Raw genomic sequence first — 23753 nt, 5'->3', positions numbered from 1 at the left:
AAATCTCAACTGAAATCATCAAAAACCACGATGTTATCGGTATAGAAGATTTGCAAGTATCGAATATGCTAAAAAATCATAAGTTAGCAAAAGCGATTAGTGAAGTATCTTGGTCACAATTTAGAACGTTGCTAGAATACAAGGCAAAATGGTATGGAAAACAAGTCATTCCGGTATCCAAAACATTTGCTTCAAGCCAATTATGTTCTTGTTGTGGGTATCAAAATAAAGACGTTAAGAATCTAAATCTTCGTGAATGGGATTGTCCTGCGTGCAATAGTCATCACGACAGAGATATTAACGCAAGTATCAATCTTAAAAATGAAGCTTTAAGGCTTCTAACCGTAGGAACTACGGGGATAGCCTAATGAATTAGAAGCCACTAGGCTTCTGTACTTAGGAATCTCCCACTTCAAACAGTCCGTAAGGACGTTAAGTGGTGAGTAGTTCAATATTGAGTAAAGTAGCGATGGATGTGGAAGCGAAAAAGAATAACGATGGAATAGCGCAGTGGACGTATGACGATATACCCGAGAAGTTATGGAGTATTAGACCACTCAGTAAATTTTGGGGTATATCGTATAAAACGGAAATGAAATTAAATCGAAAAGGTATACATACGATTGGGGATTTAGCGCAGTACCCGTTGAAGTATTTAAAACAATCGTTTGGTTTGATAGGGGAAGAATTACACTTGCATAGTAACGGGATTGATTTCAGCAGAATAGCAGAGAAATATGTTCCAGCGACAACATCTATAGCGAAAAGCCAAATATTATTTCGTGATTATTCAATAGAAGAGTTCACCGTTATTTTATTAGAGCATGCAGAAGAAGTTTGTTACAGATTGAGAAGTGAGAAGAAATACGCGCAAACGATTCATTTTTCAGTCGGATATAGTAGGGAATACGGGGGAGGAATAAAAAAAGCACATACGTTAAATAGAGCAACAAATTTAACGATGGATGTTTACAACGTTTGTACCTATTTTTTATACGAGAGGCATACAGGAGAGCCGATCCGATCGGTAAGCCTTTCATTAACAAATTTAATACATGAAGGGGAAGAGCAAATTTCGCTTTTTGATAACATTATACAAAGAGAAAAAGAAATGAGACTAACGAAGGTTATGGACGAAATTCGAACCCGATTTGGTAAGAACAGTATTTTACGTGGAATTTCCTACACAAGCGTCGCAACAGCAAGATATAGAAACACATTATTAGGAGGACATAAATCGTGATGAATGTTAATATGCCAAAAGGAAGAGGAATGGTAAAGTGGCAACCGTTTGCTAGTATGCCAGAGCAGTTCGTCTGTATTAAAGAAATGATACAGGAGCAAACAAAAATCTCGCGTCCAATCTTAACGCAAGATGCCAAAGAAAGGATTGAAAATAAGCTGTTAATTTCATATTTAGGTGAAGAAGAGGTTTTACTTACATATTATAAAAATGGCTGTCTATATAAAAATTACATAACAGTAGCTGATATAAATCCATTAAATAAGACGATTACTTGTACGGATGCTTTTCGTAATCAAAGGATATTAAAGTTTTGTGATGTAATGGAAGTGGAGTAAAGTGTGACTGGAATCCACATTTGAACCATAACTTTGCCATTTTGGCAAGGTTATGGTTCTTTTTGTTTGCGGCAAAGATATGCTTCCTCTTTAAAAAGTAAATAGCTAAAGTATATTTTTAAAAATTTTCATGGGTGAAAAAGAGCAAGCATCCTAACACTAGAAGAGTTATGACTTAGGTAAATTACTTAACAGAAAAAAATCGAGTTGAAACCGTGAGGGCTGATAACACAGTAATCTCGATTTGTGGAAAGGAATTTAACTATGAGAAACTAAATTTAAAAAAGGTCATCAACTAAAAAACACTAATCTTATGTAAGATTAGTGTTTTTTGGTATTTTCCTCTTGTTTTTGAGTATGATTACTGGCTAATCTTGTGGGGATCAAACGCCACGAATTTAATGTAACTTTATATGGCATAAATGAACTTTTCGTTCGATAGATCCAGGCAATTGTACCTTTCAGATTTCTGTAAGTGATTTTAAATCCACACCAACTCAAACTTCTTTATTACTCGACTTAAAAAGTATATACAACTTCTTGGCAAGAAATTGTGGTGTATACGGCATGTCCCTATGTAACCACTTCACAATTGTGCCAATTAAAGCTGAAGAACCGTACCAAATAACAATATCTTTTGGCATGTCTTTAGTAACGAGAAAGGGGTGATTTTCTGTTCTCTCTGTTATTTTGTCTGAAAGTGTATTTAACAAGCGTTCTGTAAAAATCGGTGTTCGCCTAGAACCAAGAACTACTTTATAGAATTTAGCATTGTCAGCAATGTACTCAAGTAGGTCTACGAGTTTTAACCATTCTATATCCTCAGAGGAATCTGAGAGGTTTTCCGTACTTATCATTATCTTCTCAATATCCTCGACCATTTCCTGTGCCATTTTCTCCAACATGTCATGAATATCACGATAATGGAGATAGAACGTAACACGATTAATGGTCGCACGTTCTGCAATTTTATTAACTGTTATTTTGCTAATTTCCATCTCTTGTAGAAGATCTATTAAAGCCGATTTGATTAACTGGCGTGTACGGATGATTCGAGGGTCTACACGGGACTTTGGATGGTTTGTCATATCTAATCACCTTTCCTATTAATTAGAAATTTACAATATTATAAGTTCTGTCTATTATCTTAAACTTTATTAACAGAAAGCATAAGAAGTGATAACTAATAGACAGTTATTAAAAAATTGTCTGTTGTCATAATAATCTATAATAATGTAATTTATATAGTGTAAATTATTCAACACTTTGTAAAAAAAGTCTACGTTAAAATTAGAAAGGATATGAAAGAATTGCATAATCAGACTAAAACAGTCCCCAATTCGATAAAAAAAGGACCTATTATGTTCATTATGATTTTAGGTGCTTTTCTTGCAACATTAAACCAAACACTCATGAGTGTCGCTACTCCTGAACTTATGGTTGAATTTAAGATTTCAGCTACAACAGCCCAGTGGTTAACAACTGGTTATATGCTAGTAAACGGCGTCTTAATCCCTATTACCGCATATTTAATGCAACGGTTTACCACACGTGAACTTTTTCAAACTTCCATGCTTATATTTCTAGCTGGAACCATTGTTTCAGCTTTAGCAACAGGATTTCCTGTCTTGTTAACCGGACGTATGATTCAAGCAGCCGGTGCAGGAATTATTATGCCATTGCTTACGCATGTTATTTTGACCATCTTCCCTCGCGAAAAGAGGGGAGCAGCTATGGGAATGGTGGGACTTGCCGTCATTTTTGCACCAGCAATTGGTCCTACAATTGCCGGATACATGATTGATAACTATAAATGGGAGACGATGTTTTACGGAATGATTCCATTTACTATCCTTGTTATTGTGCTGGGGTTCATTTATCTCCGAAATGTATCCGACCGAATCAAGACAAAATTTAATATCCTAAGCGTCATTCTTTCGACCATTGGTTTCGGTTCATTAATTTACGGTTTCAGCCAGGCTGGAAGTCTTGGCTGGTCAGATATAGAGGTAATAGGTACGATTACTATAGGTATCTTAGCCCTTGTACTCTTTTCATGGAAGGAATTAAGATCACAAAATCCATTGCTTGACTTACGTGTATTTAAATACAATATGTTTTCTTTAACAACAATCATTAATATCGCAATTACTATGGTTATGTATGCAGATATGATGTTACTTCCGTTATATCTCCAAAATATGCGTGGTTTCACAGCCATTGAGTCTGGTCTTCTGCTTCTTCCAGGTGCGCTGGTTATGGGATTCCTTATGCCAGTTACCGGTAAGCTATTCGATCGCTTTGGTGCGAAATGGTTAGCTATTATTGGAATGACAATTACCATTATTACAACAATGGGCTTTATCAACTTGACAGATTCCACTAGTTATATCTATTTGATTCTCATGTCAACAGGACGTCGCATTGGTATGGCCTTGATGATGATGCCGATTCAGACTGCAGGTCTAAATCAATTGCCACAACGGTTAAATGCACATGGAACAGCAATAAGCAATACGATTCGTCAAGTTGCCGGTGCTGTCGGTACTTCGCTTCTCGTGACAGTTATGACGAGCCGTACGAAATCACATCTGCAGGATATGGTTCCTACCGCAACAGCTAAAGGATTGAATCAAAAAGAGCTTGTTACAGAAGCCTCTATACAGGGGATTAATGACGCTTACCTTGTCATCATTGGAATTGGTATCATCGGATTAATACTTTCCTTCTTTATAAAGAAAGTTAAACAGGCTTCCGAATTAGAATCTAACGTTCCCGCAGAGATGGTAACTACAGAGAAATTAAAAATAAATTAAAACCATTTGAATTCCCGAATCAAAAAGAAGAAATTTATACCAACTGTTAGTCATCATATTTGGAGTAAATTGTTTCTATCTTATGCTGGCTAGGAATGAGATGTACTCCAAATATGACTATTTATAGATTGAGTTATAAAATTTGTATTTTTAAGGAGGAATATCAGTGAAAAAAGAGGTAATTGCAATTCAAGAAGTCCCTAATTTCCAGACGCGTACTGAAGAATTTTTCCCTTTAAAGTGGTATAAAGAAATGCTTCACAATCATTCTGTTTATTTTCACGAGGAAACAAATACATGGAATGCGTTTAAGTATGAAGATGTTAAGCAAGTGTTAACCAATTATGAATTCTTTTCAAGTCAAGGGCCTAGAAGCGGTATTTTTGTCGGTGATAATAAAAATCAAAAAAACACTTCACCTATAACAATGATTACGTTCCTTGATCCTCCTGACCATCGAAAAGTACGGTCCTTATTGGCAACAGCTTTCACTCCCCGCAGTTTAAAAGAGTGGGAACCCCGTATTCAACAAATTGCAACGGAGCTTGTAGAAAACATACAAGGAAATTCTACGATTAATATCGTGGACGCTTTGGCATCCCCTTTACCTGCTCTAGTAATAGGCGATTTATTTGGCGTACCTGCACAAGGTCAAGGTCAGTTTAAAGATTGGGTTGATATTTTGTTCCAACCATACGACAAAGAAAGGTTAGAAGACCTTGAACAACAAAAACAAAAGGCAGCGAAAGAATATTTTGAATATCTGTATCCTATTGTAGTTCAAAAACGTTCGAACCTTTGTGATGATATTATCTCTGATTTGATTCGAGCTGAAGTGGATGGGGAAAAACTTACGGATAATGAGATTGTACAAACAACTATGTTACTTTTAGGGGCAGGTATTGAAACAACTAGTCACGCAATAGCCAATACATTCTATTCATTGCTTTATGATGACAAGTCATTATATGAAACACTAAGAAAGGATATAGGTCTAGTCCCTAAAGCCGTTGAAGAAATGCTTCGATATCGCTTTCATATTTCAAAAAGAGATCGTACGGTCAAAAAAGATAATAATCTATTAGGGATTGAGTTAAAAAAAGGTGACGTAGTCATTGCTTGGATGAGTGCATCCAATATGGATGAAAATATGTATAGCGATCCTTTTTCTATAGACATTCATCGCTCAAATAATAAAAAGCACCTAACTTTCGGAAGTGGTCCACATTTTTGTTTAGGTGCACCTCTTGCACGATTAGAAATGAAAATTGTATTAGAGGCATTCTTACAAAAGTTTTCATGTATCGAACCAGTTGAAGGATTTGAATTAGAAAAAAACTTAACTGCTTCTGCTACGGGACAGTCCTTGACTTATCTACCAATGAAAGTTTATGGGATTTAGCCCATACCCATCAACTTAAGAATTTTATAATAAACCAGGATGAAGATTCTATGTGTGCTACCTCAGTTTGATTTATTATATTTCAATTTCACTATAATAAAAAAAAGAAAACATCGAACTTTCTTAACACCAAGTCTACAAGTAAAAGAAGACATCTTAATCGATGTCTTCTTTTCAAAAACACCATCCTTTCCTATACTCTATTGAAAGAATAGTATTTTTTCGTGTTATGACTACAAAATTATAATTTTTATAAATCAAAAAAAATGCCCATAAGAGAATATATAATTACAGTCGAAAACAAGATAGTCATATGAAGAAGTGAATAAACAAACATTGATTTTGCCCATTTCTCTGAATCCATTTTTTTATAGCCGAAAATACTTAAGACGAGCCATAAAATGCTTAAAAGAAGTGCTACTAACGTAAGACCGAGGCTTAAAGAGCTAAATAGGAAACTCATTGCAATTAAAATGATTAAATAAATATTAGTTTGCAAATATGTTCTTTTAACACCTTTGACTACTGGAAGCATAGGAACTTTAGCTGCCTTATACTCATCGTGTTTGCGAATAGCTATGGCATAGAAATGAGGCATTTGCCAAATGACTGTAATCACAAAAAGACCAAGAATAGCAGGATGTGTAATGTCTGGATAAATAGCAGCCCATCCAATAAGAGGGGGCATTGCTCCTGAAATACTTCCAACCTCCGTATTATAAATTGTTCTTCTTTTACTCCACATTGTATATGGGACAATATAAAAAAATAAGCCTAAAAACCCTAAGAATGCTGCTAGCAGAGTTGTTAATGCAAGAGAAAACAATCCCAAGATGGTCATTAAAATACCTAGCCATAATACAGCTTTTGGTTTTATTTCTCCTGTCACTGTGGGTCTATTTTTTGTTCTCTCCATAATAGAATCAATATCACGATCATACAAGTTATTAAAAGCTCCTGCTGCACCCATTACTAAAATAGAGCCAATCAAAGCAAATACTATTTCTGGAAGTTTCTCAAACAAGCTAATCTGATATGTATATAATGCCAATGTTAATCCAGCAAACATTGGAATCAGGTTTGATTTAATAATCCCGGTTTTAACTGTTTGCGCTAAAATTTTTGCTGGAGTCTGTTTTGGTGTTTTAAGGGAATCTATCTTTTGCATTATTTCTCGTCTCTCCTTTTACTAGATTATCTATAATTTTCATAATCTAATCTAAAATGACATTATTGCTGATTATTTAATACATAGATTCCTTCCGTAATTTAAATACCAAATGGAATTTATATACTATATGGTATATTAGTTCTATATGATATAATTGTCAAGATACGGAGGAGGAGAAATGATTAAACGAAGATTAACTCAAGAAGAAAGAAAAAAGGAAACACGGCAATTACTTTTAGAATCAGCTGTTGAGGTCTTTGCTCAATTAGGCTTTCACGGAGCTTCTGTTGATAAAATTGCAGAGTATGCCGGGTTTAGTAAGGGAGCCGTTTATGCTCATTTTAATTCCAAAGAAGAGCTCTTTCTAGCCATATTGGAAAAACAAATGCGTTTACACGTGAATAACATCCATCAAATAATAGACCAACAGCATTCATTATCACAATTCATCGGAATTTTGGATGAATATTCTCTTTCAAGTAGACAAAAAAATCGAACATGGAGCATGCTTAACATGGAGTTTCTCCTTTATGCGATGCGTGAAGAATCGGTACGCTATAAATGGTCAAATATGATAACCAAATCGGTAGAACAAATTTCCAATGCTATTGAGAAATTGATGTCAAAAGAGAATGAGAATGAATCTGCTCTATCTGCTAACGAAATGGCATGGACTATTCTTTCATTAGAGAATGGTATGGCCCTATGTTATTATATTAGCGAAGAACATATGCCCTTAAATTTATTTGGAAAAGCATTACAAAATATGCTCCTGTCTCCTCGTCAAGAAGATTAGAAAATTCTCTTGTCTAAACAGAGTTTAAATACACAAACCTAAAAATAGAGTACAATTGTGAACATCAAATATCGAATAAGATAAATGGTTTTAATATACAAGTGATGTTGTAACCTTTTTAAAACTATTAAGTATAAGTTATCTAATAAAAGTAAAAAATCACCTTAATATATATAAACTATACAATTATTATTAGAGAGTAGATTAATTATGCTTCTTATCATTAATCTATCAAGTTCTTTAATTTAATAAAAGAAAAGTACATATAGTTCATGTCTAATATGTACTTTTCTATACTTCGTAAGGATATTTATACTTTAGATCTTGATAATACACAATAGCAACGTTTTGTCGGTAGTACATATGCTATTCAAGTTAATATTTTAAAGATTCCTAAAACATCGCTTTATCTCTAAATAGCTATTTAAGGGCCTTCAGCTCATCTTTTTCTTTTTGGGGAACAATGAATTTCTTAGCTTGATGGTGATGTGGTGCTACCCCTTATACTAAATAATTATCAAAGCCTCAAAAAATAAAGTTTTTTGAGGTTTTTTTATATAGTTAAGATGGATAAATAGAGGGTCTTTAATAGACCTTCTTATCAAAGAAATGAGGGAAAACATGTACTGATTTTTCGGAAATACTGATAAAAGCATTGTTTGTTTATTGATATTAAATATTATCTAATCGCTAAAATGAACTATTTTAGTTTGAAAAAATATATATTTATAAAACTTACATTGGAAAAGAGAGGGGAAAAGTTATCTGTTCTTAATTTCATAAGAAGAAAGCTATTTGATATAAATCCATTAAATAAGACGATTACTTGTACCGATGCTTTTCATAATCAAAGAATGTTTAAGTTTTGTGATGGAATTGAAGTGAATGAGAGGGGGGAAATAAAAATAATTATCTCTTCCTAACTTAATTATATCATGTAAATCAAGTTCGAAATAGACTGTTTATCCGTATTTACTCCTGCTACAATCAAGAACACATGCATAGTAAGGAGAGATGTTACATGAGTTCTTTCGTTCTCGATTTTCAGGAAATAGAAAACACGCAGCTTTCGCTCGTCGGTGGAAAAGGTTTGAATTTAGGGGAGTTAACAAACATTCAAGGTATACAAGTACCTGAAGGTTTTTGTGTTACAACGGTAGGATATGAAAAGGCCATGGAGCAAAATGAAGAGCTTCAAACTTTGTTGCAGCAGCTAACAAAGTTAAAAATGGAAGAGCGAGCTCAAATTGGTGAAATGAGTAAGAAGATTAGAGAAGTTATTATGGCTGTAGAAATCCCTTCTGATGTAGTGGAAGCGGTAACTCATTATCTCTCACGTTTTGGAAATGAACATGCGTATGCCGTGCGCTCTAGTGCTACGGCTGAAGATTTACCGTATGCTTCGTTTGCTGGTCAACAAGATACGTATTTAAATATTATTGGAAAAGAAGCGATTTTGCAGCATGTAAGAAAGTGCTGGGCTTCTTTATTTACAGAGCGAGCAGTCATGTACCGCATGCAAAATGATTTTGAACATAATCAAGTTTCTATATGTGTTGTCGTTCAAAAAATGGTTTTCCCTGAGGCTTCGGGCATTTTATTTACTGCTGATCCGGTTACTTCTAATCGAAAGGTGCTATCAGTTGATGCCAGCTTTGGACTTGGTGAGACGTTAGTATCAGGACTGGTCTCTGCCGATAATTATAAAGTAAAAGAAGGCGAGATTACAGAAACGATGATAGCGACTAAAAAAATAGCTATTTATGCTTTACAAGAGGGCGGAACAGAGACGAAACAGATTGATCCGGCTCAGCAAAAACTTCAAACATTGTCTGAACAACAAATTTTACAACTAGCAAGTATCGGAAGACAGATTGAAGCTTATTTTGGTTGTCCGCAAGATATTGAATGGTGTTTAGCTCATGATACATTTTATATTGTCCAAAGTCGCCCCATTACGACTTTATATCCAATTCCTGAAGAAAATGATGGGGGAAATCATGTGTATATATCAGTTGGCCATCAACAAATGATGACTGATGCAATGAAACCGCTTGGGTTATCTTTTTTCCTGTTAACGACTAATGCTCCTATGCGTAAAGCGGGAGGACGGCTGTTTGTGGATGCTACACAAAGATTAGCTTCACCTGCTAGCAGAGATTATTTAATAAACACTTTAGGGAAGTCTGATCCACTTATACGAGATGCATTAACGACTGTAGTTGAGCGAGATGACTTTATTACATTGTTACCAGATGATGAAAATGGGAAGAGTGCTGGCAAAAGTGTGCCACCTGCAAATTCGCAACCAGAAATCAAAAATGATCCGGCAATCGTTACGAATTTAATACAGAATAGTGAAGCATCCATCAAAGAGTTAAAACGAAACATGCAAATGAAATCAGGGGTGGATGTACTTGATTTTATCTTAGAAGATATTCAGCAATTAAAAAAAGTATTATTTAACCCGCAAAGTATCGCTGTCATTATGGCAGGTATGAATGCTTCAACATGGATAAATGAAAAAATGGAGCAATGGCTAGGAGAAAAGAATGCAGCAGACACGCTTTCTCAATCGGTACAAAATAATATTACATCTGAAATGGGTTTAGCATTAATGGATGTCGCTGATGTGATTCGGCCATATCCGGAAGTTATTGCGTATTTACAACATGTAGAAGATGATAGCTTTTTAAATGAACTAGTTCATTTAAAAGGCGGGGAGAAAGCTCGAGATGCTATCTCTGCTTTTCTAAATAAATACGGAATGAGATGTAGCGGAGAAATTGATATTACGAAAACACGCTGGATTGAAAAGCCAACTACTATTATCCCGATGATTTTAAATAATATAAGAGATTTTGAAGCTGGCGCGAGTAAGCAGAAATTTGAAGAAGGGCTGCAAGAAGCTTTGAAAAAAGAAGAAGAGCTAGTAAATCGATTGCAGCATTTGCCGGATGGTAAACGAAAAGTAGAAGAGACGAAGCGAATGATTCGCAACATCCGGAATTGTATCGGTTATCGTGAATATCCAAAATACAGCATGATTAATCGTTATTTCATATATAAGCAGGCGTTATTGAAAGAAGCTGAGCAACTTGTGCAGCGCGGTGTCATTCATGAAGTCGATGATATATACTATTTAACTTTTGAAGAACTTCACGAAGTTGTTCGCACGAATAAACTAGATTACGAGCTTATCCAAAAACAAAAAAAAGATTACAAATTATATGAAAAACTAACGCCTCCTCGTATCATGACGTCTGATGGAGAAATCATTACAGGTAAATATAAACGAGAAAATATCCCAGCTGACGCGATTGTAGGTTTGCCTGTTTCTTCAGGCGTGATTGAGGGAAGAGCTCGCGTTATTTTAAACATGGAAGAAGCGAACTTAGAAGAGGGAGATATATTAGTTACTGCTTTTACTGATCCGGGCTGGACACCGTTATTTGTGTCCATAAAAGGGTTAGTCACTGAAGTTGGCGGACTTATGACGCACGGAGCAGTGATTGCACGTGAATATGGATTACCAGCAGTCGTTGGAGTAGAGAATGCTACTAAATTAATAAAAGACGGACAACGAATTCGGGTACATGGGACTGAAGGGTATATTGAAGTGTTGTAATGAAATAAAAGATCATCCGCTATTATAGTGGATGATCTTTTGTTATATAGCTGGCTTATTTCTTTAAACCAGCCGCATAAAAAGGTCCATGAACTGCGATTGTAGATAAAATACGAGCAATTTCCTCAGGTGTTTCTTTTTGCCCGTTATTTAACCATTGCTGAATAACACCAATATGAGCAGATGCCATATAAGAAGCTAAGTATTGGCTTGGGACAAGTAAATTCTCCTTATTAATGAGAGCACCATTCGTATCTTCAAATATTGTTTTCCACATAAAGTCTTTCAGTTTTGTTTGGAAAGATAAATCTCCTTTTGAACTTAATACAGCTTTCATAAAATCACTATTTTCATTTAAAAATTCAAGAATAGAAGTGATAAGTATAAACGGCATTGTTGGGGAAGGATTGGAACCAAGATCAGCAATAACTTCAGGCAATCTCTGTTTGGCGATGCTAGAAACCTCATACATAATTTCTTCTTGGCATTTCGTCATTAAATCAAATTTATCTTGATAATGCGCATAGAAAGTACCGCGATTTATGTTTGCTTTCGTTGTAATATCTTTCACCGTAATGGCGTCAAAACCTTTTTCTTCAATTAGTTCCACCAATGCATTTCGTATGGCAGTTTTCGTGCGAACAACACGTAAATCTAAATTACTATCACGCAAAGCACGTCCCTCCTTCATTTTAGCCAACACATTTCAAAGATGTGTCTTATAACCGACACATTCACGATTTTTGATTATTGTATAAGGTTCAACTCGAACATATAATTCAAATATAAATAAACAACACGTTGTTGGTTATTATAAATCAAATGATAGGAGGAGAAAAGAAAATGTTTAAAAATAAACTGTTATATGTATCACCAGTTATTGCACTACTTGTTGTTTTTATTTTTTCATTAACGTTATTTCCAACTGTTCAACCTCAGCCGAAAAACTTGCCAATCGCAATTGTAAATGAGGATCAAGGAGTAGAAATTCCGAATCAACCGAAAATGAATATGGGACAAACGATTATTGATAATATGAAAAAGACATCAAAATCAGAGGAAGAACCTGCGGTGAAGTGGGTAGAAGTGAAAAATAAAGAAGCAGTTCAAAAAGGCTTAAATAATCAAGAGTATTACGCAGCATTAGTTATTCCGAAAGACTTTAGTACAAAGCAGGCATCATTACGAACACCACAGCCATCTTCGCCAGAGGTAGAAATATTCATCAATCAAGGAATGAATACAGCGGCTTCAACTATGGCAGGACAAATGTTAAATGGTGTAGTTGATAATATGAACAATACTGTTCGCGCGCAACTATTAGAAGGATTGAAAGCAAAAGGAGCTACAGTAACAGCAAATCAAGTTTCAAATGTAGTAACACCGATTGCAAAGAAAGTGACAAATGTAAATGAAACCGGCAAAAATAGTGCGAACGGTAACTCGCCGATGTCTTTATTCCAGCCGTTATGGATTGCAAGTTTAGCGAGCGCAGCAATTATATTTATTGCGATAAGTAAAATGCCAGTAAGTACAAGAAAAGAAAACTTCGTATTAAAACTAAAACAAATCGTAACAGGAGCAGTTGCGACACTTGTAATTGGATTTGGCCTTACATGGATCGCGGATGGTATGGTAGGGTTAAATATTTCGAACTTCACAGATACGGCACTGTTTTTATCTATTACATCCTTTAGTTTCTTCTTAATGATATCGGCGGTACTTTCATTAGTTGGACTAAAAGGAATTGGTGTATTCGCTCTTTTACTATTCTTCGGGGCACCATTATTATCACTAGCACCGGAAATGTTATCCTCATTTTACCAAGACTGGGTGTACGCATGGTTGCCAATGCGATTTATGATTGAAGGACTTAGAGAAATATTCTTCTTCGGAAAAGGGTTAAGCTGGAGTACACCTCTTACTGTACTCGTTTGGATTGGTGGAGTAAGTATGGTTATTATTTTAGCGACTGCTCTTAAACGTAGTGTAATAAAGGAACAAAAAACGGGATTAAACGCATAAAAGATAAAAACGTTTCACTAGGAGTGAAGCGTTTTTTGATTTGTATTAACTTATCGGGAAAGCAAGCAGGATAGATTTTTCTATATTTTAAAGGGAATAGAAAATGCGGTATCATTTTATATACATGCTCCTGCTATTTCAAATTGCATAAAATGTTATGCGAAAGAATGGAGGGGAAACGATGGATAATTCGAATTATTATGATTGGTATAGGCAAAATGATAAGTTGATTCGTGATATTGAGAAAGCAATTAATGGAGAGTTTAGTGCAATAAGTTGTTATGCGAAATTAGCTAACATGGCTCCGAATGAGGCGGAACGAAATCAAATTCTTGAAATTCGTAATGATGAAATAAAGCATTTCCATCATTTTGTACAAATCTATACAAATGTAACTGGTCAGCAGCCAAAACCACAAATTACGGAAGAATGCCCAAATACGTACTTACAAGGATTAGAATTTGCAATACAAGATGAACAGAAGACAGTAGATTTTTATTTGGGAATTTCAGATGAAACATCGGATGCACATTTGAAAGAGTTGTTGCGCAGAATAGCTGCAGATGAACAAAATCATGCGGTGTGGTTTTTATATTATTTTGTGAAGACGAAGTGAATGAATTGGAAAATAGAAAGGGAAGTACCTTGGTTTATATGTCACAACTGAGGTGCTTTTTCTTGTTTTTTAATGAATAATATGCTTGATTAGATAATAATCATCTATTTTGTATTCGGGAAAGAAACAGGAGTATTCATGGCCTATAAGGAAGGTGCAAACAAATGAAACGAGGGATTTTTGTAGATATTCCAAATGAATATGATAATCTACTTTGGGAAGTGTTAAAGCCAATTGATATTACTGCATTTGACTGGCGAGTGGAAAATGAGGAATCTTATTTCAGATTATCTGATGGATTAGGACCGGAATTATTTTCAGAAGATAACAAGGTAATGAGTGGATTAGAATTGAAAAAATTAATAAAAGACAATATATATTACCTCATTTTTGCAGATTTAAAAGCATACCCAAAAGGAGAAGTACTAGAAGAGATTGAAACATATGAAGAGTTTAAAGAAAGTAAGTGTGAATTAGTTTTACTAGTTGCGGATTGTACATACGTCACAATTTATGCTAAAGATCAAAAAGCGATTGAATTGATGTATGAAAACGCACGGAATCAAGGTTTTTACGTTGAGTACGTGACAGACGAAAATGACGGTAGAACGCGTTTGTCAGTATAGTAGTAATTTGAAAGGGGAACAGCAATATGGAGAGAAACACAGTTAAAGAATATACAATCCGAACTGCTACTGAAGAGGAAAGTGATAGCATTATTACTCTATTAAAAGAAGTAGCAGAGTGGTTACAACATAAGGAAGTTGAACAGTGGAAATATTTGTTAGGTGGAGAAGCTACGGCTGAAATACTAGAATGTATAAGAGAGAAATATACATATGTGGTTATGAAAGAAAATGAAATTGTCGGTACAGTTACAGTATCTCCTAAACAAAATGAATGGGATAAGCGTATTTTTGGTAAGGCGGAAGTTTCTGATTCTTTATATATTCATAGATTTGCGGTGAAACGGAAGTATAAGGGGAATGGGATTGGAGAATGGATTTTACAGTGGGTAGAAGAGAATGTACAAAATGACAAAGAGTACTTGAAGCTAGACTGCGTCGGGCATAATCGTACGTTGAATGATTTTTATAAGAAAAATGGTTTTGAATATGTTGGGAGTACAGATGGACTTAGTAAGTTTCAAAAGAGAAGGGGGTAAGTGAATGAATCAAATTCATACGGAGTTAGTTAAAAAATTGATAGGGGAACAGTTTCCTAAATGGGCACATTTAGAGGTGAAGCCTGTAAAGTTTAGTGGACATGATAATAGAACGTTTCATCTAGGGGATGAGATGAGTGTTAGATTACCAAGTGATGAGGCATATGCACCGCAAGTAGAGAAAGAAAATAAGTGGCTACCTATATTAAGTAAGGAGCTTTCTTTACCGATTTCTACACCACTTGCGAAAGGAAATCCATCGAAATCGTATCCGTGGCCATGGCCATGGTCTATTAATAAATGGATAGAGGGAGAAACCGTTACGAAACAAAATGTTCGTGATTTACATGAATTTGCGACGGACTTAGGCTCATTTTTAGTGGAATTGCAAGCTATTGATGCGAGTAACGGACCGGTCGCTGGAGCACATAATTTTTACCGAGGCGGGCTTATATCTATATATGATGAAGAGGCGAGAGGTGCGATCGAAAATAATAAGGACGTTTTTGATGAAACAGTATTAAAGCATCTTTGGGATTTAGCCCTTCAGTCAACGTGGGAGCGTAAACCAGTTTGGGTTCATGGAGATGTTGCACCAGGAAACTTACTCGTTAAGGACGGAAAGCTTTGTGCCGTAATTGATTTTGGTATTTTAGGAGTAGGCGATCCGGCTTGTGATGCAGCGATGGCATGGACATTTTTTGATAAGAATAGCAGAACCGTATTTAAAGAAGTATTGCGCATAGATGAAGAAACATGGAATAGAGCAAGAGGATGGGCGCTTTGGAAAGCGTTAATTACATATGATGCGAATAAGACTAGTAATAAAATAGTGGCAGACGAATCGTATCGTGTGATTCAAGTGATTGTGGATGATTATGAGAAGTAGTAGAAAAAGCCTATTTTAAAATAGGCTTTTTTATATGCTGAAATATTAGAAACTGAAAGAAGGAATCTAACATAATTATACAGAATATTTAGATAATAGGAGGTGTCGAATTTTGAGTGAAATTGAATTAAAAAGGAATGTAATTAAGACTGGGAGTGAGAAGGGGGTTATTCTCCGGTTTATACTCGCTAGTCTAGTTGGGGTGTTTATGTTTTTCGTACCAGTTACGATAAATGGTGCTTCTTCCATTATGATTGATCATATCGTATCATGGATTCGGGCTTCGGTTCCGAGCGTAGTACCTTATTACGCTCTACTCGTTATGATAATGGGTGCAATCTATCCGTTTTATACGAAAAAATGGAATGCATCTATCGTAGATATCTGTTTTTCTATTTTAAAAGTAGTTGGCGTCATTTTTGGTGTATTATATTGTTTGAAAGTAGGGCCAGCTTGGTTCTTTGCACCAGATGTAGGGCCGTTTTTGTATGAGAAACTCGTAATATCGGTAAGTTTACTCGTGCCAATTGGCTCAGCCTTTTTAGCGTTATTAGTCGGGTACGGATTACTTGAGTTTATCGGTACGTTTTGCCGTCCCATTATGAGACCGTTATGGAAAACACCAGGACGATCAGCAATTGATGCGGTTGCTTCCTTTGTGGGGAGTTATTCACTCGCTTTATTAATTACGAATCGCGTGTATAAAGAAGGAAAGTATACGACAAAAGAAGCAGCTATTATCGCTACAGGTTTTTCTACAGTATCTGCAACATTTATGATCATCATCGCAAAAACATTAGACATTATGCATTTATGGAATGTTTATTTTTGGACTACTCTCGTTGTAACATTCATCGTAACTGCTATCACCGTAAGAATCCCACCACTTAGTAGGAAACCAGATACATATGTAACGGAAGAAGGGTTCCCAGAGCCTGTTTATAAAGAGAAAATGTTAGAGCGCGCTTGGGAAGATGCGCTAGAAGTATCGAAATCTGCACCGAGTATTATGAAAAATATCGCAGTGAATTTAAAAGACGGTTTTATCATGACGATGGGAATTTTACCATCTATTATGTCAGTAGGATTAATTGGTATCGTCTTAGCGAAATTCACGCCAATATTTGATTGGATCAGTTATATTTTCTATCCATTTACGTGGGCTTTACAATTACCAGAAGCAGAACTAGCTGCTAAAGCGGCATCTGTTGGTATTGCGGAAATGTTTTTACCTTCTCTTTTAGTTGTAAGTGCACCACTTGTGACAAAGTTTGTCATTGCAGTTGTTTCGGTATCATCTATATTGTTTTTCTCAGCTTCCATTCCTTGTATTCTATCAACAGACATTCCGCTAAAAGTATCGGAACTTATTATTCTCTATGTACAAAGAACGATATTAACGTTACTTATTATTACGCCGATTGCTTATTTGTTGCTGTAAATTTTTAAAAGATAAAGTTATAACAAAAGAAGCCTTCTGTAAAAGGAAGGCTTCTTTTGTTTAAAAGCGGGGTATTCCCACATCACTATCAAGCTAAGAAAATCAAATATCCTAAAACGTAAAAATGTACTATTTTCTGTTTTTGGGATGTTTTTATTTGTTTTTTGAATATGACGTCATGCTTCTTAAGAAGATTCCTAGTCCTGCAAAAAAGAATCCTAAGCATAATAAGCTGCCAGGTGTTCCCCAAGTAATTTGATCTAGCATGTTTATCCCCTCCCGTTTATTATTATATAGTATTTATTGGAAAATATCTAAATTTTCTTTTTAAGAGGTGCGATATTAACGATTATTGATGAGCCTTCCTACCATATAACGGAAGAGTATATTCGAAAAGTAATTCTATCAATTACATTCTTTTATTCTTATAATCTGTTTTTGTTTCGTATGATATAGTAACAACAAAGGGGGCTTACAAATGGAAATGATTCATGAAAGAGTAAAGTTACGGTTAATAGATAGTGATGATGTCGAAACTTTGTTTTCGATTGTAGAAGGAAATCGGGATATTTGGGCGTATTTAATCTCTAAAATGGATACTGCGCAAGATATGCAGCAATATGTGCAAAAAGCGATACAGGGTTATGGAAAGGGTACTCAAATACCTTTCGTTGTAGTAGATCAACAGACGAATACGATTGTAGGAAGTACACGTCTATATAATATTTCAGTAGAAGATAAAACAGTCGAATTAGGACAAACGTGGTATCATCCAAGTGTGCAACGTACGAGTATCAATACAGAGTGTAAGTATATGCTTCTCCAGTATGCTTTTGAAAAACTGCATATGCTGAGAGTACAAATTAAGACGGATGCAAGAAACGAAAAGGCACAACGAGCAATTGAAAGGCTAGGTGCAGTAAAAGAGGGTGTGCTTAGAAATGAAAGGAAATTGCCAAACGGTCATGTGAGAGATGCGGTTGTGTATAGTATTATCGCAAGTGAATGGCCAGTTGTGAAAGCTCGTTTATCGGAAAAATTAGAATTGTATAAAGAAAAGTTATAATTCGTGTTTTGAAAGGTATATTGTTCGTGATGTATGAAAAATATACCTTTTTTCTTACAAAATGCTACTTTATTTTAATTCCTTTTGTTTCATCGTTCCCTTCTGAGAAAAAATTCGTTACAATGTAGTTGTATGGTAATAAACTTATGAATTTAAAATATGTAATGAAAACCGCAAATAAAAATGAATTGATAATCCTCAATTTTAAATGAAAACCCTTTTATACATAAATAACAAGTAAAGTTCCTTCTTTTAAATAAACTCAAACAAAACGATTTGATATAAATGTTTTTTTATAGAAGTATGGATGATGTACGGAGGCAATTACAAATGAAAGAAAATAAGAAGAGTAAGAAAAGACGAATCTTTCAAGTATTTTTACTAATGATTTGTTCTGCTATTTTATATGTAAGTTATGCAGCTTATGATATTTGGAGTTATCGTTTTAAAACAAATGATGGCGTGAAAACGGATGCTGGTATCGTACTAGGAGCAGCTTCATGGAATGGAAAACCATCTCCTGTATTTAAAGAAAGAATTAATCATGCAATTTCTTTATATAAGAACGGAGATATTAAAAAGATTATTTTTACAGGTGGTACAAAGTTCGAGGCAGAGCTTGAGGAATCGCGTACTGCTAGAGTGTATGCAATGAAACAAGGTGTAAAAGACGAAGATATATTAATTGAAACAAAATCCCTTTTCACTGAAGAAAACTTAAAGAATGCGAAGGAAGTTGGAATAGAGAACGGAATACGCACATACACGATTGTAAGTGATCCACTTCATATGAAACGCGCAATGAGAATCGCAAAACATATTAATATTGAAGCGTATGCTTCACCAACGCCGACATCAGCATATAAAACGCTAGACACAGAAATACCATTCTTCTTTAAAGAATTATTCTCGTACATTGGATATGTAACCTCTTTGCCATTAAAGGCATTGAAGGGAGACTAATATAAGAAAAGAACCTATCTTAAAATAGGAACTTTTCTTATTGGTCAAAAACATTGTATTTTTATCGGAATAGTGAAACAATAGAGAGGTAGCTTCATATAATCATAATGAAAAAGTGAGCGGTTGATGAATCGAACATAAAGGAGATTATAGTATGGCACTCTCATTTGTTGAAACAGAAGAACAATCCTTCATTATTGCACAAATAAATAAATTGATTCCAAAGTTCATGGAAAGGGAGCATCAACTAAGTGAATTAGGATCATTTCCGTATGAAAATATAAGTGATTTGAAAGATATCGGATATACGAAATTAACGTTACCGAAAGAATTTGATGGTAGTGCGATTTCTTTATATGACTTCGTTTTATTTCAAGAAAAAATTGCAGAAGGCTGCGGAGCTACTGCATTATCGATTGGCTGGCATCTTGGTATTGTGAAAGAGTTAGCGGAAAATCGCTCTTGGAATGATGAGATGTTCAAATGGTTTTGCGAAGAAGTGCGTAAAGGTGCACTCTTTAACCGGGCAGCAACCGAGCCAAAAACAGGGAGTCCGACGCGTGGCGGTAAACCAGAAACGATAGCGGTTCAACAAGGCGAGAAGTGGGTTATAAACGGAAGAAAAACTTTTACAACGATGGCGCCAATACTTGATTATTTTATTATTTCAGCGAGTATTGAAGGCCGAGAAGAAGTTGGTGAGTTTGTCATTCCAAGAAATACGCTCGGTGTATCCATTGAAGAAACGTGGGATAGCGTTGCGATGCGGGGGACTGCTAGTCACGACCTTGTCTTACAAAATGTGGAGATAGAAAACCGCTTTTTTACAGATATAAAGGGCGGAAAAGTGAAACAAAAGGGTATTGGCTGGTTGCTACATATACCAGCATGTTATTTAGGAATTGCACAATCAGCAAGAAATTATGCAGTTCAATTTGCGGGATCATACAAGCCAAATAGTTTAAATCATTCTATTAGTTTATTGCCGAATGTTAGAAGATTAGTTGGAGAATTAGAACTTGAGCTTATGCAAGCTCGCGTCTTTTTATATCAAATTGCGAAAAAGTACGATGAGGCAGAGGATAAATTATCACTGCAAGCCGAATTAGCAGCAGTGAAATATGCCGTAACGAATGCAGCGATATCAATTGTAGATAAAGCAATGCGCATCGTAGGGGCAAAAAGTTTATCAGAAAAAAATCCTCTTCATTGTTACTATTTAAACGTCAGAGCAGGATTACACAATCCGCCGATGGATGATGTTACACTGTCTATGTTAGCGGATGCGGCGTTTCGGTCGTAGTTATATTAAAGTTACATTTAATTGTTTATGGACAATATAGTTGTTTTGAAAGCACGTGTTTGATTAGTAATCGAACACGTGCTTTTTATGTGTTTAAAATACTAGTTTAAAACGAATCGTTGTAAACATTTGTTATATTTAATCCCAAATTAAAGGCCTTTCTAAGTTTACCATTCGTAAATATTGTAAAAACTGACCTGCATGGACGGCATCATGATAGGCAATTCGTAATAGCATGTCGCCTAAATATCTTTCATAGCCAACATCGCTTCTATCAATAAGGGTTGAATCTAGCTCGGCTATGCTTATTGATTGTACATATTCTATAAAGTCAGTAAAGTATACTTGTGCCCATTCAATTTCTTTTTTTACACAAGTAATTGGCTCGTCATCATACGGGAAATGTATGTCATTTATTGAGCCGTTGTTTTTTAAAATCATATGATAGTAAAAAGTTGAGGTCCAAACATGACGAATCATCTCACCAAAGGACATGGCCTCATGATCAGGCTTCCAATTAAGAAAATTATCAGGAAGAGAATTCCATAATTTTTCTGAGCGCCTTCTCGTTTCTTTCAAATTTAATATACTAAGATCAATTGCATTCATAATACATTCTCCTTTACTATTAAACTTAAAATAATTGTATCAGTTTAATAGTTAGGGTATCATCGAAATATGAATGTATATCCGAATATCTCATATATAGCTAAACTAATTGCTGAACCTACAAGAGCAATTATCTTAGATTGTTTAATGAACAATCAGGCACTACCTGCTAGCGAATTAGCTTATATGGCAAAGGTGTCACATCCAACGATTAGTTCTCATCTTTCTAAATTAGTAGAGGGGAATCTACTTACAGTTGAACAACATGGTAGACATCGTTACTATCGACTTGCTAATCAAGAGGTAGCAGAAGTTCTTGAAAAGTTAGGAACAATCGCACCAACAGTTCAAGTTCGTTCTTTAAAACAATCGAATCAACTAAAACAAGTACGTTATGCTCGAACTTGTTATGATCATCTTGCAGGCAGACTCGGTGTAGAGATAACCGAAAAATTATTAGATAAGGAATTTATCATTTTAGAGGAAGGAGAATACATTGTAACGGAACAAGGTAAGTGTTGGTTTCTGAATTTTGGAATAAATATTGAAACGGCAGATATAAAGAGGAGAATATTTGCAAAACCTTGTCTTGATTGGAGTGAACGACGCTACCATATTTCTGGTTGGTTAGGATCTGCAATAGCAAAACTATTTTTTGAACAGGAATGGATTACAAAAACGGATAAAAATCGGGCTGTTCATCTTACCCAAAAAGGTATGAAGTTATTGAAAGATCAATTAGGCATTGACATGGAAGATAAAAAAGTCCATCAAAATACAGTGCCTCCTATCGAGTAAACAGTATTAAATAACCTGAGTTCTATATTTATATAGACTCAGGTTATTTAATTTTTTAAAAAATCTTTGATAATATTTGCGCACGGCAACTTTAACCTCATTTGCCTTACGGAAAGAGGTTAAATGAAAACATAGTAGTTGAGGAAATTCTATTAAATTAGTAATCATATTACTTAAAAATTATGCGTAAGAATATAGTAAATGAAGGGAGATATAAAATGAATAAAATTAAACTGAAAGTATTAAATGTAAGATATGTAGTGATATGTATTTTATTCACTATTATATGTATCCTCACTTCATTCTTTATTTCTAGTAATTCTAGCGTATTTAAATCATTTTATATGAATCAGTTATTAGGAACGAATTCTACTAAAGGTCTTATGTATATGATAGGAAGTGAAAATCGTTATTTTGCAGAAGAATTTCATAAAGAAAAAGGACGAGCGTCTTTGGAATCTTTTTTACTGTCACTTTCTACAAACATTAATGTAAATGATCTTCGAAGTTTATTAACTCGAGAACTTCCTAATATGAATCAATTTTATTCGGAAATATTAATTGCTGGGGAAGGGACAGATTATACGAACATTCCGGAAGAATCCAGTATTCCTTTAGATAATATTAAAGATAAAGGTACTGCTATTGAACACCCAAAGAGTGGGAAAGAAAACAATTCTACTGGTGAAAATTCAAATACACAAAATAACGGTGAAAATAAAGTTTTTATTTATCATACACATAGTTGGGAAGCGTTTATTCCTCTTATTCCAGGGGCTTCGATACCCGACGATGCTTCTAGTACAAATAATGAAGTGAATATTACGTTTGTTGGAAACTATTTAAAACAAAAGCTAGAAGAAAAAGGTATAGGTGTTTCACATGATACGACAAATATGAGGGATTTTCTACGAAATAAAAATTTAAATTGGGCCCAATCTTATAAAGGGTCCCGTCAAATATTACAAGATAAATTGGCACAGGATAAAAATATTATGTTTCCGATGGACCTTCATAGAGATGATGCACGAAAAAATATTACAACAAAAAATATTAACGGAAAGAATTATGCTCGGCTTTATTTCATTTTAGGACGAGAAAATCCTAACTATGAAAAAAATAAAAAAATAGTAACGGCAATAAATTCATATTTAGACGAGAAGTATTACGGTTTAAGCCGAGGGATTTTTATTAAAGATCGTAAAAGCGGGAACGGAGTATATAATCAAGATCTTTCTCCAAATGCATTACTTATTGAAATGGGAGGGGTAGATAATACACCAGAAGAATTGTATGCGTCAGTTGACGCGTTAGTAGAAGCATTTAGCCACTATTATAATGAAGTAACGAAGAAAAATAATTAAAATAAAAAGGAGTGATACCCAGTCAGAAGTGCTAGGTGTTACTCTTTTTTTGTAGAATATAAAATCACCAATAAACGTCGTCGAATGAAAAAATCTTTCTTTTCATTCTTCTTTTTACAG

At 34.8% G+C, this 23753-nt stretch carries 21 protein-coding genes and 1 pseudogene; 18 read left to right on the top strand and 4 right to left on the bottom strand.

All coding sequences use genetic code 11. The features are described from left to right. From BAQ44_RS22165 to BAQ44_RS22155, 3 genes and pseudogenes are all read left to right on the top strand, one after another. Positions 1 to 368: RNA-guided endonuclease TnpB family protein (locus BAQ44_RS22165; protein ID WP_145925752.1), on the top strand; the 368-nt coding region annotated here is incomplete at its 5' end. Positions 369 to 451: 83 nt separating this feature from the next. Further along, positions 452 to 1243 (top strand): annotated as a pseudogene (locus tag BAQ44_RS22160) (DinB/UmuC family translesion DNA polymerase); the annotation flags it as partial. Further along, entirely contained in the window at positions 1240 to 1581 is a 342-nt protein-coding gene (locus BAQ44_RS22155; RefSeq protein ID WP_071723813.1) for a YolD-like family protein, read from the top strand. The pseudogene BAQ44_RS22160 and the gene BAQ44_RS22155, both read left to right, overlap by 4 nt. A 497-nt stretch (positions 1582 to 2078) precedes the next feature. Here BAQ44_RS22155 and BAQ44_RS22150 read toward each other — a convergent pair whose 3' ends face one another. Beyond that, positions 2079 to 2669 (bottom strand): TetR/AcrR family transcriptional regulator, encoded by a 591-nt coding sequence (locus BAQ44_RS22150; protein WP_063263345.1) that lies wholly within the window; start codon positions 2667 to 2669, stop codon positions 2079 to 2081. A 213-nt stretch (positions 2670 to 2882) separates the two neighbouring features. Here BAQ44_RS22150 and BAQ44_RS22145 point away from each other — a divergent pair, with 213 nt between their 5' ends. Next, positions 2883 to 4397 (top strand): DHA2 family efflux MFS transporter permease subunit, encoded by a 1515-nt coding sequence (locus BAQ44_RS22145; RefSeq protein ID WP_071723811.1) that lies wholly within the window; start codon positions 2883 to 2885, stop codon positions 4395 to 4397. 166 nt (positions 4398 to 4563) lie between these two features. Then, positions 4564 to 5799, top strand: a complete 1236-nt coding sequence (locus BAQ44_RS22140; RefSeq protein ID WP_071723809.1) for a cytochrome P450 — start codon at positions 4564 to 4566, stop codon at positions 5797 to 5799. Positions 5800 to 6049: 250 nt separating this feature from the next. On the opposite strand, the gene cyoE is transcribed toward BAQ44_RS22140, so the two are convergent. Continuing rightward, a complete protein-coding gene (gene cyoE / locus BAQ44_RS22135) occupies positions 6050 to 6967 on the bottom strand; it encodes a heme o synthase (protein WP_063263342.1) in 918 nt (305 codons plus the stop codon). A 181-nt stretch (positions 6968 to 7148) separates the two neighbouring features. On the opposite strand from cyoE, the gene BAQ44_RS22130 reads away from it, so the two are divergent. Both BAQ44_RS22130 and ppsA read left to right on the top strand, forming a co-directional pair. After that, positions 7149 to 7766 carry a TetR/AcrR family transcriptional regulator gene (locus BAQ44_RS22130; RefSeq protein WP_071723807.1) on the top strand — a complete coding sequence of 206 codons (618 nt, stop codon included), beginning with the start codon at positions 7149 to 7151 and terminating at the stop codon, positions 7764 to 7766. A 1021-nt stretch (positions 7767 to 8787) separates the two neighbouring features. Then, on the top strand, positions 8788 to 11394 hold the full coding sequence (gene ppsA / locus BAQ44_RS22120; RefSeq protein ID WP_071723805.1) for a phosphoenolpyruvate synthase: 2607 nt from the start codon (positions 8788 to 8790) through the stop codon (positions 11392 to 11394). Between the two features lie 55 nt (positions 11395 to 11449). On the opposite strand, the gene BAQ44_RS22115 is transcribed toward ppsA, so the two are convergent. Further along, on the bottom strand, positions 11450 to 12067 hold the full coding sequence (locus tag BAQ44_RS22115) for a TetR/AcrR family transcriptional regulator (protein WP_071723803.1): 618 nt from the start codon (positions 12065 to 12067) through the stop codon (positions 11450 to 11452). A 131-nt stretch (positions 12068 to 12198) separates the two neighbouring features. On the opposite strand from BAQ44_RS22115, the gene BAQ44_RS22110 reads away from it, so the two are divergent. The 9 genes from BAQ44_RS22110 (at position 12199) to BAQ44_RS22070 (ending at position 20862) form a co-directional block, all read left to right on the top strand. Next, a complete protein-coding gene (locus tag BAQ44_RS22110) occupies positions 12199 to 13419 on the top strand; it encodes a YhgE/Pip domain-containing protein (protein WP_116758401.1) in 1221 nt (406 codons plus the stop codon). Between the two features lie 181 nt (positions 13420 to 13600). Next, positions 13601 to 14035, top strand: a complete 435-nt coding sequence (locus BAQ44_RS22105) for a ferritin-like domain-containing protein (protein WP_071723799.1) — start codon at positions 13601 to 13603, stop codon at positions 14033 to 14035. 164 nt (positions 14036 to 14199) lie between these two features. After that, a complete protein-coding gene (locus tag BAQ44_RS22100) occupies positions 14200 to 14661 on the top strand; it encodes a DUF2691 family protein (RefSeq protein ID WP_071723797.1) in 462 nt (153 codons plus the stop codon). A gap of 26 nt (positions 14662 to 14687) precedes the next feature. Beyond that, the gene (locus tag BAQ44_RS22095) at positions 14688 to 15200 is read left to right on the top strand and encodes a GNAT family N-acetyltransferase (RefSeq protein WP_071723795.1); all 513 of its coding nucleotides are present in this window, start codon (positions 14688 to 14690) and stop codon (positions 15198 to 15200) included. Positions 15201 to 15204: 4 nt separating this feature from the next. Next, positions 15205 to 16089 carry an aminoglycoside phosphotransferase family protein gene (locus BAQ44_RS22090; protein WP_071723793.1) on the top strand — a complete coding sequence of 295 codons (885 nt, stop codon included), beginning with the start codon at positions 15205 to 15207 and terminating at the stop codon, positions 16087 to 16089. A 112-nt stretch (positions 16090 to 16201) separates the two neighbouring features. Next, entirely contained in the window at positions 16202 to 17530 is a 1329-nt protein-coding gene (locus tag BAQ44_RS22085) for a YjiH family protein (protein WP_071723791.1), read from the top strand. Positions 17531 to 18008: 478 nt separating this feature from the next. Continuing rightward, positions 18009 to 18596 (top strand): GNAT family N-acetyltransferase, encoded by a 588-nt coding sequence (locus BAQ44_RS22080; RefSeq protein WP_071723789.1) that lies wholly within the window; start codon positions 18009 to 18011, stop codon positions 18594 to 18596. A gap of 330 nt (positions 18597 to 18926) precedes the next feature. Then, positions 18927 to 19559, top strand: a complete 633-nt coding sequence (locus BAQ44_RS22075) for a YdcF family protein (protein ID WP_000662229.1) — start codon at positions 18927 to 18929, stop codon at positions 19557 to 19559. 154 nt (positions 19560 to 19713) lie between these two features. Then, on the top strand, positions 19714 to 20862 hold the full coding sequence (locus BAQ44_RS22070; RefSeq protein WP_071723787.1) for an acyl-CoA dehydrogenase family protein: 1149 nt from the start codon (positions 19714 to 19716) through the stop codon (positions 20860 to 20862). Between the two features lie 138 nt (positions 20863 to 21000). Here BAQ44_RS22070 and BAQ44_RS22065 read toward each other — a convergent pair whose 3' ends face one another. Further along, positions 21001 to 21471 (bottom strand): DinB family protein, encoded by a 471-nt coding sequence (locus BAQ44_RS22065; RefSeq protein ID WP_071723784.1) that lies wholly within the window; start codon positions 21469 to 21471, stop codon positions 21001 to 21003. 69 nt (positions 21472 to 21540) lie between these two features. Here BAQ44_RS22065 and BAQ44_RS22060 point away from each other — a divergent pair, with 69 nt between their 5' ends. Both BAQ44_RS22060 and BAQ44_RS22055 read left to right on the top strand, forming a co-directional pair. Further along, a complete protein-coding gene (locus BAQ44_RS22060) occupies positions 21541 to 22269 on the top strand; it encodes an ArsR/SmtB family transcription factor (RefSeq protein ID WP_071723782.1) in 729 nt (242 codons plus the stop codon). A 218-nt stretch (positions 22270 to 22487) separates the two neighbouring features. Next, positions 22488 to 23633, top strand: a complete 1146-nt coding sequence (locus BAQ44_RS22055) for a stage II sporulation protein P (RefSeq protein ID WP_071723780.1) — start codon at positions 22488 to 22490, stop codon at positions 23631 to 23633. Positions 23634 to 23753 lie beyond the last annotated feature (120 nt).

The organism is Bacillus mobilis, from assembly GCF_001884045.1.
GTDB classification, from domain to species: Bacteria; Bacillota; Bacilli; order Bacillales; family Bacillaceae_G; genus Bacillus_A; species Bacillus_A mobilis.
The sequence above is the reverse complement of the archived record's forward strand: the minus strand, read 5'-3'. Positions and strand labels throughout refer to the sequence as shown.